The sequence below is a fragment of the Streptantibioticus cattleyicolor NRRL 8057 = DSM 46488 genome (assembly GCF_000240165.1).
GTDB classification, from domain to species: Bacteria; Actinomycetota; Actinomycetes; order Streptomycetales; family Streptomycetaceae; genus Streptantibioticus; species Streptantibioticus cattleyicolor.
This window is the reverse complement of record NC_017586.1, coordinates 5,395,317-5,408,553: the sequence shown is the minus strand read 5'-3', so window position 1 is coordinate 5,408,553 and position 13,237 is coordinate 5,395,317. Positions and strand designations below refer to the sequence as shown.

Annotated in this window: 12 protein-coding genes and 1 pseudogene; 8 read left to right on the top strand and 5 right to left on the bottom strand. The window is 74.6% G+C overall.

Annotated elements, in window-relative coordinates:
- The first annotated feature begins 15 nt into the window (after positions 1-15).
- Positions 16-450 carry a YchJ family protein gene (locus SCATT_RS23715; RefSeq protein WP_014145718.1) on the top strand — a complete coding sequence of 145 codons (435 nt, stop codon included), beginning with the start codon at positions 16-18 and terminating at the stop codon, positions 448-450.
- A gap of 39 nt (positions 451-489) precedes the next feature.
- Here the strand turns inward: SCATT_RS23715 and SCATT_RS23710 are convergent, their stop codons facing one another.
- Both SCATT_RS23710 and SCATT_RS23705 read right to left on the bottom strand, forming a co-directional pair.
- Positions 490-1,317, bottom strand: a complete 828-nt coding sequence (locus SCATT_RS23710; protein WP_014145716.1) for a hypothetical protein — start codon at positions 1,315-1,317, stop codon at positions 490-492.
- 2 nt (positions 1,318-1,319) lie between these two features.
- On the bottom strand, positions 1,320-2,624 hold the full coding sequence (locus SCATT_RS23705) for a VWA domain-containing protein (protein ID WP_014145715.1): 1,305 nt from the start codon (positions 2,622-2,624) through the stop codon (positions 1,320-1,322).
- A 91-nt stretch (positions 2,625-2,715) separates the two neighbouring features.
- Here SCATT_RS23705 and SCATT_RS23700 point away from each other — a divergent pair, with 91 nt between their 5' ends.
- Positions 2,716-3,141: a DUF7144 family membrane protein gene (locus SCATT_RS23700; RefSeq protein ID WP_014145714.1), complete on the top strand. Its 426-nt coding sequence runs from the start codon at positions 2,716-2,718 to the stop codon at positions 3,139-3,141.
- Positions 3,142-3,165: 24 nt separating this feature from the next.
- Here the strand turns inward: SCATT_RS23700 and SCATT_RS23695 are convergent, their stop codons facing one another.
- Entirely contained in the window at positions 3,166-4,608 is a 1,443-nt protein-coding gene (locus SCATT_RS23695; RefSeq protein ID WP_014145713.1) for an APC family permease, read from the bottom strand.
- Positions 4,609-4,923: 315 nt separating this feature from the next.
- Between SCATT_RS23695 and SCATT_RS40405 the strand changes: the two genes are divergently transcribed.
- The 4 genes from SCATT_RS40405 (at position 4,924) to SCATT_RS23680 (ending at position 10,097) form a co-directional block, all read left to right on the top strand.
- Positions 4,924-5,058 carry a hypothetical protein gene (locus tag SCATT_RS40405; RefSeq protein WP_014628587.1) on the top strand — a complete coding sequence of 45 codons (135 nt, stop codon included), beginning with the start codon at positions 4,924-4,926 and terminating at the stop codon, positions 5,056-5,058.
- Between the two features lie 78 nt (positions 5,059-5,136).
- Positions 5,137-6,963 (top strand): ABC transporter ATP-binding protein, encoded by a 1,827-nt coding sequence (locus tag SCATT_RS23690; protein WP_014145712.1) that lies wholly within the window; start codon positions 5,137-5,139, stop codon positions 6,961-6,963.
- A 150-nt stretch (positions 6,964-7,113) separates the two neighbouring features.
- Positions 7,114-9,333, top strand: coding sequence for an ArnT family glycosyltransferase (locus SCATT_RS40400; protein ID WP_014628586.1), 2,220 nt, complete (start codon positions 7,114-7,116; stop codon positions 9,331-9,333).
- Positions 9,334-9,428: 95 nt separating this feature from the next.
- Positions 9,429-10,097 (top strand): hypothetical protein, encoded by a 669-nt coding sequence (locus SCATT_RS23680; protein ID WP_014145710.1) that lies wholly within the window; start codon positions 9,429-9,431, stop codon positions 10,095-10,097.
- A gap of 21 nt (positions 10,098-10,118) precedes the next feature.
- On the opposite strand, the pseudogene SCATT_RS39730 reads toward SCATT_RS23680, so the two are convergent.
- Together SCATT_RS39730 and SCATT_RS23670 are read right to left on the bottom strand one after the other, a co-directional pair.
- Positions 10,119-10,852: pseudogene (locus SCATT_RS39730) on the bottom strand (Mut7-C RNAse domain-containing protein).
- 74 nt (positions 10,853-10,926) lie between these two features.
- Positions 10,927-11,682: a LysR substrate-binding domain-containing protein gene (locus SCATT_RS23670; protein WP_014145707.1), complete on the bottom strand. Its 756-nt coding sequence runs from the start codon at positions 11,680-11,682 to the stop codon at positions 10,927-10,929.
- 86 nt (positions 11,683-11,768) lie between these two features.
- On the opposite strand from SCATT_RS23670, the gene SCATT_RS23665 reads away from it, so the two are divergent.
- On the top strand, positions 11,769-12,161 hold the full coding sequence (locus SCATT_RS23665; RefSeq protein ID WP_014628585.1) for a DUF5997 family protein: 393 nt from the start codon (positions 11,769-11,771) through the stop codon (positions 12,159-12,161).
- Between the two features lie 483 nt (positions 12,162-12,644).
- Positions 12,645-13,160 carry a helix-turn-helix transcriptional regulator gene (locus SCATT_RS23660; RefSeq protein WP_202446730.1) on the top strand — a complete coding sequence of 172 codons (516 nt, stop codon included), beginning with the start codon at positions 12,645-12,647 and terminating at the stop codon, positions 13,158-13,160.
- The last annotated feature ends 77 nt before the right edge of the window (positions 13,161-13,237 follow it).

The following is a 13,237-nucleotide window of genomic DNA, read 5'->3' as shown; positions in this document are numbered from 1 at the left end:
CCCCACAATGGACGCATGGGCAAGAGAACCTCCCGACCGAGACCGTCCCGCCCGGCGGCGGCGCCGGCCCCGGCGTCGTGCCCGTGCGGCAGCGGTGCCGGGTATCCGGGGTGCTGCGGGCGGCTGCACAGCGGGGCGGCGCGGGCGGCCACCGCGGAGGAGTTGATGCGTTCGCGGTTCAGCGCGTTCGCGGTGGGCGACGAGGCGTATCTGCTGCGCAGTTGGCATCCGGACACCCGGCCGCCGGCGGTGGAGCCGGCCCCGGGGGTGCGCTGGACGCGGCTGGAGATCCTGGGCACCACCGGCGGCAGCGCGTTCCACACCGAGGGCACGGTGGAGTTCCGCGCCGAGTACACCGAGCGGGGGCGCCGTGGCGAGATGCGGGAGAACAGCCGCTTCAGCCGCCACGAGGGCGCCTGGGTGTACGTGGACGGCGTGGTCGAGGGGTGAGGGGCCGGGCCGCCCGGTGGTGGGCGGCCCGGCCGGGGTTCAGGAGAACCAGCGGCGCGGGTGGCGGGTGAGGGTGTAGCCGCCCACCCCGGCGAGCGCGGCGAGCACCCCGCCGGCCGCGGTCCACAGCCACCGGGTGGACAGCGAGGCGAACCACCCCTTGGCCTGAGCCACCGGCTTGGGCGCCGAGGCGGCGGCGGAGGGGGCCGCGGAGACCGCGGTGTCCGGGGCCACCGTGGCACCGGCGTTGACCGCCGGTGACAACGGCTCCTTCAGCGAGGCGCCGTCCGGCTGCCCGTCGCCGTTCTTCGCGGTGAGCCGTACCTGGGCGCGTACCGCGAGGCCGAGGTCCTGCTCGGGCAGGTCGGTGGCGGAGACGCGCAGGTAGTACGTGCCGGGCAGTGGGTCGCCGGACCACGGCTCGGCCCACGAGCGGATCTGCCGCAAGGTGCAGTCCAGCGCCACCGACTGGTCGCCGGTGTCGGCGGTGACGGTCTGCGCGCCGGCCGCGCACGCCTGGCGGCGGCGGAGCCCGTCGAAGACCTCGACGGTCCAGGTGGCCTCGCCGTGCCGGTCGGCGGCCGGGGGCAGGGTGATGTCCACCGTGACGTGGTCGGTCTGCCCGGCCGCGGCGGCGAACGACCAGTACAGGTAGTCGCCGGTGGAGGCGGCCAGTTCGGCGTGCTGGCCGGGGCGGATGGTGGTGGCGGTCAGGAACGAGGTGCCGGCGGTGGTGACCGTGGTGTCGCCGCCGGCCGAGGCGGAGGCGGACGGGGTGGGTGTGGCGTCCGCGAGGGCGGGCCCCGCGGTGGCCAGTACGGTGACCGCGGCGGCGGCCGTCAGGGCGGCCGTTGTCCGTGCGCGCATGGTCAGTTCTCCCTCCAGACGGCGATCCGCCAGCGGGCGAGCCAGCCGAAGATCAGGCCGGCCAGCAGTCCGGTGACCGCCAGCACGAGCAGCAGCAGCCAGCCGCGGCCCAGGTCCGGCCCGTGCGGACCGGCGGACGAGGGCACCACGTCCACGGTGAGCTCCAGCGGCATGCCGGGGGTGGTGCGTACGCCCGCCGGGGCGGAGAAGGAGTTGCTGACCACCAGGCAGACGGTGTGCGCGGCCACGGTGTCGGTGGCGGCGGTGCCGTCGGGCGCGGTGGTCGCCGAGGCGCTGGGGGTGGCGGCCGGGGCTTCCTGGCCGGACCAGCGCAGCCCCGCGGAGAGGACGTCGGTGCGTCCGCTGCCCGCGTCGGTGCCCCGGACGAGTTCCCGGCCGTCGGGGGCGGTGGCGCGCAGCAGCACCCCGTAGTCGGGGTTGAGCGGCCGGTCCAGGGCGAGCGAGACCGAGGCCCGCAGTTCCTGGCCGGGCTGGACCGGCACCCGGTACCAGCGGTGCTCGGCGAAGCGCTCCCGGTCGGTGTAGACGCCGGGGGTGAGGATGGGCGCGTGGTCGCAGCCGTCGGTGCCGGAGACCTGGGAGGGGGTCTGCCGGTAGGTGTCCTTGGCGCGGTCCACGAGCTGGTTGAGCCGGCCGGTGAGCTGGCTCTGGTGCTGGACGGCGGTGTAGGTGCCGCCGGTGGCGTCCGCGATGCAGGTGAGCTGGCGGCGGACCTTGTCGTCCAGGGTGAGGCCGAGGGTGTCGACCACCAGGTGGGTGCCCTGCGCGGCCAGTTCGCGGGCGACGTCGCAGGGGTCGGGCGGGGCGCAGTCGTCCTCGCCGTCGGTGATGAGGACGATCCGGCGGGTGGTCTCCCCGCTGCCCAGGTCCTTGGCGGCGGCGCGCAGGGCGAGCCCGATGGGGGTCCAGCCGGTGGGCCGCAGCGTGGCGATGGCCGTCTTGGCCTCGGTGCGGTCGACCGGGCCGACCGGGGCTATCTGCTGGGTGTCCTGGCAGCCGAGTGCCTTGTCCTCGCCGGGGTACTTGGCGCCCAGGACGCGGATGCCCAGCTGGGTCTCGTCCGGGAGGGCGTCCACGACCTCGTCGAAGGACTGCTGGGCCACGGATATGCGGCTGCGGCCGTCGATGTCCTGGGCCCGCATCGAGCCGCTGACGTCGAGGACCAGTTCGACCTTGGGCGGTTCCTTGGCGCCGGGTTCCCCGGCCTGTGCGGGTGGTGCGCCGAGCATGGTCAAGGCGGCCAGCATGCTGAGCAGGCCGGCCGCGGATCGTCGTCTGGTGATCACCCGCAGATCGTAATGACCGTCACCTCCCGCTCCTAAACGGCTGGTTGGGCGGGGGAATGCGGCCAGGGCCACGGTTGCGGGAGGAGCGGCCATGGGGAGTGGGGGCAGCGGCCGGGGCACGACGCGGCGCCCGAGCGTGTGGGCGGCCGGCGGCACGGTCTTCGCCGGGGTGCTGATGCTGGTGGACGGCGTGCTCGGCGTCCTCGGCGGCATCGCGGGGATCGCCCGCGACGACGTCTACGCCGCCATCGGTGACTACCTGTTCCGGTTCGACCCGGTCACCTGGGGCTGGATCCACCTGTCCCTCGGGGTGCTGTCGGTGGCCGTCGGGTGGGGCGTTCTCGCCGGTGCGGCGTGGGCGCGGGCGGTCGGGGTGGCGCTGGCCGCGGCGGTGGTGGTCGTCAACGTCGGGTGGCTGCCCTACCAGCCGGCCTGGGCCGTCATCACCGTGGCGATCGGGCTCTTCGTGATCTGGTCGCTGTGCACCGACCGGCCGGCGGCGCGGCGTCGGCGGTGAGCCCGGCACGCCTCCCGGCCCGGGTCACGGCGCGCCGTCGTCCTCGCGCGGCCGGGCCCGGGCCGGCAGCCGGTGCCGTACGGCCGCGTACCCGGCCGCCGCGACCGCCGCGAGGCCGAAGGCGGTCAGCAGGTCGCGGGGGTCCTGCCGGCTGAGCGCGACCACCACACCGACGACGGCGACCAGCGGCGGCAGCGGCCACCACGGCATGCGGAACGGGGGCCGCGCCCCGCGCCGGCGTACCCGGCAGACCAGCGCAGAGACGGCCACCAGCAGATAGACGATGACGATCATGACGCCGGTGAAGGTGATCAGGTCGTCCAGCGAGCTGAAGACGCACAGCAGCCCGTTGCCGGCCAGGAGGAACAGGAAGCCGCGCACCGGCACCCGGGAGCGCGGCGAGACCCGTCCGAAGAAGCGGCCGAGCGGGCCGGGGAGCATCCCGTCGCGGGCGGCGGCGTAGTAGACGCGGGCGTAGCCGAGGTTGGCGGCGAGGCCGGTGTCGAACATGGCCAGCGCGACGCCGGCGATCAGCACGTCGGCCCCGGCCGGGCCGAGCACCTGGTGGGCGACGAACGCCAGCGGGGAGGGGTCCGCGGTGGCCCTGCCGAGGTCGCCGACGGCGCCGGTGGCGGCGATCACCGCGAGCACCTCGACCACCACGGCGAGGACGGCGGCCACCACGACGGCCCGCGGCCCGGTCCGGCGTGACCCCTTGGCCTCCTCCGCGAAGTACAGCGGCCAGTCGTAGCCGTTGAAGGCGAAGAGCGCGGGCACCACGGCGGCCAGCAGCCCGGCCGCGCCGACCGGGCCCGCCGCCCCGTGCGAGACGACCACGGGGTGGGTGATGGGGTGGACGCCGTGCGCGGCGTGGCCGAAGGCGACCGCGGTGAAGACCAGGACGACGGCGAGTTCCAGGACGAGCATGCCGCCCGCCACCCAGCCGGCCGGCGAGATCCTGCCCACCGAGACCGCGGTGACCAGCGCCATCATGCCGAGCGCCAGCCATCCGACGGGGAGTCCGCCGGGCACCAGCGAGGAGACGTAGGTGGCCGAGGCGACCAGGATGGAGGCGGTCGAGACCAGCCCGAGCAGCAGGAAGAGCGTGCTGGTCACCCCGCCGGCCACCGGGCCGAGCGCCCGGTGGACGATGGTGTACGCGCCGCCCGCCGACGGGAAGAGCGAACCGGCCTCGGCGTAGCACAGCGCCATGCCGAGCGCGATCACCCCGCCGATGACGAACGCCCACACCACCCCGGTGCCGGCCGACCGCAGCGCCGAGCCGTACACCAGGAAGACGGAGGTGGTGGGCGAGATGGCGGAGACGGCGATGGCGAGGACGCCCAGCGGGCCCAGCGAGGCGCGGCGCAGCCCGGGGGCGGTGGAGCGCTCCTCGGGGCGCCGGCCGGCCGCGGGGCCGTCGTCGGCGGGCCGCCTCGTGCCGTCCGAGGGTCCGGTTCGGGCCATCCGCCGCCTCCCTGTCGTGACCTGGCCGGTGCCTGCGGCCGTGCCGTGCGCGCGGTAATCCTCGGCAGACCGGCGCCCGGACAAACCTGACGCATCATCAGTCAAGCCCGGACAGTACGTTGGGCAACCGTACAAGTGCGGATGGTAATCACCGTGCCCTCGCAGAAGAATTCGGCCGGCCAACGGTGAACACTGCCCCAATTTGTCCGTATATGTGGGGTGTACGTATGCTGGGTGAGGTCGTGCCGACGCCCCGCACGGGCGGCCGACGCGACGGCAACTCGCCCAACGACGAACCCTGGAAGGGAGGTCACCATGGGATTCTTCGGATCGTTCTTCGGACGCGGATACGGCCGTGGCCGGGGCGACTTCTTCCGTCGCCACCGTCACCACCATCACCACCACCACGGCTGCTACGACCGTTGGTACGGCGGCTACGGGTACTACTGACCGCCGCGGAACATCTGACCCAGGGGGCCCCGGATCCTTCCGGCGGTCCCCGACCTCTTTGTCCGGAAGGTGCGCGACGTGGTGGACGTGATCCGCGTACGGCCCGCCGGGGGCACCGGCGGCGGACCGGACGTGACCGAGCCTGCCGACCGGCCGCGCCGCAGGCACGCGGCGCCCCGGCACACCTACGCCGACGACGGCCCGGTGGCCGTCTCCCCCGCCGAATCACCGTCGGCGGTCTTCCGCCGCTTCTGGCCGTGGGTGCGGCCCGACCGGTACTGGCTGCCGGTGGCCGCGCTGCTGATGGTCGCCGGGGCGGCCGGTGAGGTGGTGTCGATCTGGCTGTTCAAGGAGTTGATCGACCAGGTGCTGGTGCCCCGGCGGTTCGCCGCCTTCTGGCCGCTGGCCGGGGCCATGGTGGGGCTGGCCGCCGCCGCGGGGGTCGCCGCCTTCGCCGGTGACTACACCACGGCCCGGGTGGCCGAACGGTTCATCCTGCGGCTGCGCACCGCGATCACCGCCCATCTGCACACCCTGCCGCCGGACACCCTGCACACCCGGCGCCACGGTGACGTGGTCGCCCGGATCACCTCCGACGTCCAGCGGGTCGAGCAACTGGTGGCCTCCGGGGTGATCCAGTTCGTCACCGCGGTGATCAGCATGGTGTTCTCGGTCGCCGCCGCCTTCTACCTCAGCTGGCCACTGGCGCTGGCCGCGCTGGCCACCGCCCCGGTGTTCGCCGTCGCCGCCCGCCGGTTCGGCGGCCGGGTGCAGGAGTTGTCCCGGCAGGCACGCCGCCGCAACGGCGCGCTCACCGCGGTGCTGGAGGAGAGCCTGGCGCTGTCCGGCCTCAGCCACGCCTACAACCAGCAGCACCGCGAGGTGGCCCGGGTGGACGAGGAGGGGCGCTCGCTGATGCGGGCCGAACTCGCCACCGCCCGGGTGGGCTTCCTCTATCCGGCCGTCCTCGACGTGCTGGAGGTCGTCGGCGGGCTCGCCGTGGTGGGCCTGGGCGCCTTCGAACTCTCCCGGGGCGCGCTCACCCTGGGCGGACTGCTGGCCTTCGCCGCCTTCCTCACCCAGCTCTTCGGCCCGGTACGCACCCTGTCCGGCCTGGTCACCATGGTCGGTGCGGCCGGCGCCGCCGCCGAACGGGTCCTCGAACTCCTGCGCGTCCGCTCCCCGCTGCCCGCCCCCGCCCGTCCCGTCCCGCCGCCGTCCGGGCCGGCCACGCTGACCTGCGAGCGCCTGCGGGCCGGTTACCCCTCGCACCCCGGCACCGTGGTCCTGGACGACGTGGGGTTCACGGTGGCGCCCGGTCAGGTGCTCGCCGTGATGGGGCCGAGCGGGGTGGGCAAGTCCACGCTGGCCAAGCTGCTGGTGCGGTTCATGGACCCGCTGGGCGGGGCGGTGCGGCTCAACGGGGTGGACCTGCGGGACATGGAGGTGACGGCGGTACGGCAGGCGGTCACACTGCTGCCGCAGCAGGCCCAGTTGTTCCACGCCAGCATCGGACACAACATCGCCTACGGCCGCCCGGACGCCTCCCCGGCGGAGATCACCCGGGCCGCCCGCGACGCCGACGCGCACGCCTTCATCACCGCGCTGCCGGACGGCTACGACACCGTGGTGGGCGAGAACGGCTTCCAGCTCTCCGGCGGACAGGCCCGGCGCGTCGCCATCGCCCGGGCGTTCCTGCGCGGCACCCAGGTGCTCGTCCTGGACGAACCCACCGCCGGCCTCGACGACCGCGCGGCGGCCAACGTACTGGGCCCGCTGCAACGGCTGATGGCCGGACGCACCACCGTGCTCATCACCCACGACCACGCCCTCGCCCGCCACGCCGACGCGGTCTACCTGCTCCCCGACACCCGTGCCGGCACGTCGCCCGGGCACCCGGACTGAACCGCGAAGGCACCGCGGGGCGAAATTAATCGGACCCTCATCGGCACCAGACCTTTCTCATCCACCGCCGGTCTACGGTGATCCAGGGCCGCGGCCGGGACGGCCGCCACACATCGGGCCCGCTTCCCCGCCATCCCGGAGGTGTTCGTGGTGTCCGCGACCGTTGCCGATCCTTGTCCGCGGGCCGGCCGGCCGTCGCGGTCGGCGAGTCGGCGGCCCGGCGCCGCCTGGCGGTTCTGGCGCTCGCCGGCCGGCCAGCCGCCGTGGGCCCGCCCCGCGCTGCTGGCCACGGCCGTGGTCGCCGCCGTGCTGTACGCGTGGAACATCACCTCGTCCGGCTTCGCGCTGTACTACTCCGACGCCGTCAAGAGCATGTCGGTGAGCTGGAAGGCGCTGCTGTTCGGGGCGATGGACCCGGGGGCCACCATCACCCCGGACAAGATCCCCGGCTCCTTCGTGCCGCAGGCGCTCTCCGCCCGGCTGTTCGGCTTCCACGCCTGGTCGGTGACGTTGCCGCAGTGCGTCGAGGGCGTCATCTGCGTGCTGGTGCTCCACCGGGTGGTGCGGCGCTGGGCGGGGCCGGTGGCGGGGATCACCGCGGCGGCGCTGTTCACCTGCACCCCGGTGGTGGCCTCGATGTTCGGCCACTCCATGGAGGACGGCGGCCTGACGTTCTGCCTGGTGATGGCGGCCGACTGCGCCCAACGCGCGCTGCTCGACGCCCGGTTGCGTTCGCTGGTGCTCTCCGGGGTGTGGGTGGGGCTGGGGTTCCAGGCCAAGATGCTCCAGGCGTGGATGGTGCTGCCCGCGCTCGCCACCGCCTACCTGGTGGCGGCGCCGGTGCGGCTGCGCCGCCGGGTCGGCCACCTGCTGGTGGCCGGGGTGGTCTGCCTGGCGGTGTCGCTGTCGTGGGTGGTGATGATGACCGTCGTCCCGGCCAAGGACCGGCCGTACGTGGACGGCAGCACCGACAACAGCGCGTTCGCCATGGTCTTCGGCTACAACGGCCTGGAACGCTTCGGCATCCACGTCCCCGGCTCGGTGGCCTCGACGGGGTCCGGCGGCGCGGCGCGGGGGACGCGTCCGGGCGGTACGGCGTCGTGGCGGGCCGGCGGTTTCGGCGGTGCTCCGTTCCCCGGCACCCGGGCACCGGGGAACGGCGTCTTCCCGGCGGGCGGCGGCAAGGCGGCGAGGAACGGCGGCACCGGCGAAGGCACCGGCTCGGCGCGGCCGTTCGCCGGTGGCCGGGGCGGGCCGGGCGCTCCGGGCGGCGGGCCGGGAGGCATGGACGCCGGGCCGAGCTGGCTGAAGCTCTTCCAGAGCCGCTTCGCGCCGCAGATCGGCTGGCTGTACCCGTTCGCGTTGCTGACGCTGGTGCTCGGGGTGTGGTGGCGGCGGCGTGCCGGGCGGGGTGACCGGACGCTGGGCGGGCTGGTGTTGTGGGGTGGCTGGCTGGTGGTGGTCGGCGTGGTGTTCAGCGCGATGGGCTCCATCCCGCACACCGCGTACATGGCGACGCTGGCCCCGCCGCTGGCGGCGCTGACGGCGGCCGGCGCCGTGCTGATGCGGCGGGCCTACCGGGCGGGCGGTCCCCGGGGCTGGGCGCTGCCGGTGGCGGTGGCCGCCGAGGCGGTCTGGAGCTGGTACCTGTCCTCGTTCCACCCGGACTTCCTGCCGTGGCTGAAGTGGCTGACGGCGGCGGCCTGTCTGGCCGGGGTGGCCGCGATGGTGCTGGGCCGGGTCACCCGGCGCACCCGGTCCAGGCTGGTGACCGCCGGGGTGCTGGCCGGTCTCGCCGGGGCGGTGGTCACCCCGGTCGCCTGGTCGGCCTCGGTGCTCGACCCGGCGTACGCGGGCAGCGCCTTCGACGCCGGCGCCGGCCCCTCGGCGATGGGCGGCGGCCGGGCCAGGGCCGTCCCCGGCGCGGCGGGCGCCTCCCGCGGCGGACCCGGCGGTGACATCACCACCCGGCTCACCGCCGACGAACGCAAGCTGTACGCGTACGTCAAGTCCCGCCAGGGCGGCGCCCGTTACGTCCTGGCCACCGACGGCTGGAACGCCGCCTCCCCCTACATCCTGGCCACCGGCGACACCGTGCTGCCCATGGGCGGCTTCAGCGGCTCCGTCCCCCACCCCTCACCGGGCGACTTCACCGCCCTGGTCCGCGGCGGCCGACTGCGCTTCGTCCTGCTCTCCGGCTCCGGCGGCGGCTTCCCCGGACGCGGCGGCACCGCGGGCGCCACCGGCCGCGTCCGCACCTGGGTCCGGGCCCACTGCGCCGCGGTGCCCTCCGCCCGGTACGGCGTGACCACCACCCAGGCGTTCGGCGGCGGCGGGACGCTGTACGAGTGCGCGCCGGAGCGGGCCTGACCCCGGCACCGCCACGGCAGGTGTGGCCGGGTCCGTAAGCGGGCACCCGGCCCACCGAACCGGCACGACGGCGGACGGGACGGAGGTGGCCGGCGATGACCGCGACCGACCGTGAGCAGGTGACCCGGGCGCTGCTGGAGCGTTACGGGGAACGCAGCTTCGCCGAGGAGGCCGAGATCCACCTGCGCGAGCAGCCGCACGCCCTCTACCAGATGCTGGAGCTGGCGGCGCTGGTGAACGCCCGGGTCGCGCCGGGCACGGCCGTGCGCACCTTCGAGGAGTTGCGCGGTCACCGGTGGTCCACCGCGGGCGGGGTGCTGGAAGCCGGCCGCGACCGGATCGACCACGCGCTGCGCGACGCCGGCTACCCCGAGGGCGACGCGGCCGGCATCGCCACCGCGGTCACCGACGCCGCCCTCCACCTCCAGCAAGACCACGGCGGCGACCTCGGCGGCCTGCGCGAGGACGCCGGACACGACCCGGTCCGCGAACGCGAACTGCTCCGCCACTTCGCCGACGTGGACGACGGGGTCGTCGACGCCTTCTGCCGCGAGGTCCAGGTGCTCTGGGACGAACTGCTGCCGTTCGCCGACAAGAAGGCGCTGGACGCGGCGCACCGGCTCGGCCTCGGCGAGGACGCCGGTGCGCTGCGCCGTCTCGCCGCCGACGACCGCGAGTACGTGCGCCTGGTCGACGCGCTGGTGCGGGTACGCCACGACGAACACGGCTACCGCGAACTCCAGGAGCTGGCCGGGCACCGGTGAACCACCGCGGTCCGCCCGCCCTCAGCCGACCGGGGTCCCGAACTCGGCCGGCGCGGCGGCGACCATCGCCTGGAGCCGCGCGTGGTGGGCGCCGCGCCAGTAGACCCGGTCGCAGGCCGGGCAGGCGGCGAAGACGTCGTAGGTGCGGCGGGTGCCGTGCGCCAGCCGGTCGCGTACCGCGTCCTTGTCCGCCGCCACCAGCGACCCGTTGCACGCGGTGCACCGGGTCCACGGGGCGAGCGTGGGGGCGAACCGGCCCAGCACGTCGCGCAGTTGCTCGTCGGGCCGGCTGCTGTAGACGTAGGCGCCGGCCCACGTTCACGGCGCTTGAGCAGGCCGCGGTCGCGGGAGAGCAGCACCCGGCGCTCCGCCGCGGACCGGGCGGCCGGCGCCGGGTCGCCGATGTCGGCGCTCTCGTAGGCGGCGTCCACCCCGAGCAGCCGCAACCGGCGGGCCAGCGTGCCCAGATGGACGTCGAGCAGGAAACGCAGCGGCGCCCCCGGCACCGTCTGCGGCCGGGTCACCGCACCGACCCGCACGAACTCACCGGCGGCCGGCACGTGGGCGGCGTCCGCCTCGCGGCCGTCCACCAGCAGCCGGCCGACCTCGGTGAGCGGCACGCCCAGCGACTCCACCAGGTGGCCGAGGCTGGAGGTGCCGTCGGTGACGCGGCGGGCCGGCCCCCGGCGCCGTTCCCGCGCGACGAAGACCCCCAGCTCGGAGGCGAAACTCACGCGGATCTCCGGTCCGTTCACGCCGCCAGCATGCCACCGCGGCACCGCCCGGGTCCGGGTATTTTCCGCCTCCCGGCAGGCCGGGGCCGCCGGGGTCAGGAACGGCGGCGGGGCTTGCCGCGCCGGGGGGTCCTGGCGCCGCGTCCGGCGGTGCCGCCCGCGGTGGGCCGGGCCGGGCGCGGCGTCTTGCGCTGTGCCTTCGGCGGTGTCTTCTTCTGCTCCTGCTGTCCGGCGGCGGCCCGGCGGCCCCGGGTGCTGTTGACGGTCCGGCCGCGGACGACGCCGATGAAGTCGTCCACCAGGTCGGTGGTGGCCGCCTCCGGCCAGGAGAGGGCGACGCGCGACTGCGGCGCGTCGGTGACCGTCCGGTAGGTGAGGTCACGGCGGTGGTGGAGCCGGGCGAGGGACTGCGGGACGACGAGGACGCCCACCCCGGCGGCGACCAGCTCGACGGCGTCGGCCGTGGTGGCGGGGCGGTCGATCGCGGGGCGGCCGGGGCGGTGTTCCCAGGTGAGGGTGTCGTCGAGCGGGTGGAGGACGATCTCGTCGGCGAGGTCGTCGGCGGTGACCTCGTCCACGGCGGCCACCACGTGGTCCTTGGGGACCACCACCACCGTGGTCTCGGTGTACAGCGGGATGGCGCTGAGGTCGGTGCCGTCGACCGGCAGCCGCAGCAGCCCGGCGTCGGCCTCCCCGCGCCGCAGCACGCCGGGCGCGTCCTGGGCGGAGACCTGGGTCAGCTCCAGCGGGACGCCGGGGAACCGTTCGTCCCAGATCCGCACCCACTTCGCGGGGGTCACGCCCGGAACGTAGGCGAGCCGGAAGGAGGAGGGTGCGTCGGAGCCTGTCACCGGGCCAGGATATCCCGGGGTCCCGCGCCGCACGGCCCGGCCGGAGCCGGTCGGGCCACCCCGCGCGCTCGAATATCCTTGACTCCATGACGTCGCACAAGAGCACCCAGACCATGAAGCCCGCCACCGCGGCGAAGAAGCTGGGTGTGTACCTGGAGGCCACCCCCGCCGAGTTCCGGGAGGGCCTCGTCTCGCGCGACGAGCTCAACGCCCTGCAGGCCGATCCGCCCCAGTGGCTGCGGGAGCTGCGCCGCAACGGGCCGCACCCGCGCCCCGTGGTCGCCGCCAAGCTCGGCGTCTCCATCTCCGGCCTCGCCCGTGGCGGCGTCACCGAGCCGCTCACCACCGAGCAGATCGACGCCCTCAAGGACGAGGACCCCGAGTGGCTGCGGCGTGAGCGGGCCACCCAGGCCGAGGTGCGCAAGGAAGCCGCGCGGCTGAAGGAGAAGAAGGCCGAGGAGCAGCGCGAGAGCGCCTAGCCCTTACCCGTCCGGGGTGCGCCCCGGATCTGTCGTCGGCGTCGCGCGCCGCGGGGTACGTCCCGCGCGGCGCGCGACGTCTTTTCGGCATATGCCATACTGGTTGCGGACCCCGCTGCTTCCCCCGTCAGCGGGGTCCGTTCCTTTTCCGGCTTCTTCCGGGCCGCCGTCTTCCGCGACGCCGACGAGGCGTCCGCCGCCCGTTCCCCCGGTCCAGCTCTGCACGTCGGCGCACGACACCCCCGTGGCCGTGCGCCGACGTCCCCCGCGCATCTAGTAGACCAGATGCCCCCCGGTGGTGCGCAACTGCGATACGTCTAATCTTCTAGAGAGCACGATGGAGGGCGCGACGGTGCGGAACCCGTCAAGCGTGATAGAGGGGATCTTGCCCCGGTAGCACTCTTCATCTAGCAAAGTGGATAATGACAGCGCTCCGGCACTCGACGACGGCAACCCACAGGGCGAGGAGTAGTGATCACGGCGATGGGTGAGAAACCCCCGACCGGTCAACGTACGATCGCCCAGGTACTCGACTACCTGATGCGCGAGATCCATCCCAAGGGGCGGGACTCCTACAGCTACGCGGAGATCGCGGAGCTGATCAAGGAGCGCGCCGGGGAGGGGGACCCCACCGTCTCGCACGGCACGATCCAGGCCATCCGCACCGGCAAGGTCACCAACCCCGGGGTGGACTCGCTGCGCGCCCTGGCCAACTTCTTCGGCGTGCCGGTCTCCATCTTCTTCGACGAGGCCGTCTTCGACACCGTCGAGTCCCGCATCCGGGAGATCAAGGACGACGTCGACCGGGCCTCGGCCGGCGACGAACTCGCCGACGTCCTGGAGGACAAGGACGTCCGCGCGGTGGCGTTCCGCCTCAGCGGCCTGTCCGCCAAGTCGCTGCGCGGCATCAAGGGGATCGTGGAAGGGTTCCGCACCGCCGAGGGCCTGCCCGACGTCGACCCGGGCCGCCCCGGACGCGCCAGACGCCGCAGAAGCTGAGGCGAAGGTCACACCGGCCGTGCGGACGGAGGCCGCCCACGGGTCCACGACGGGCCCGGCCGGGGCGTGCCCGGGCC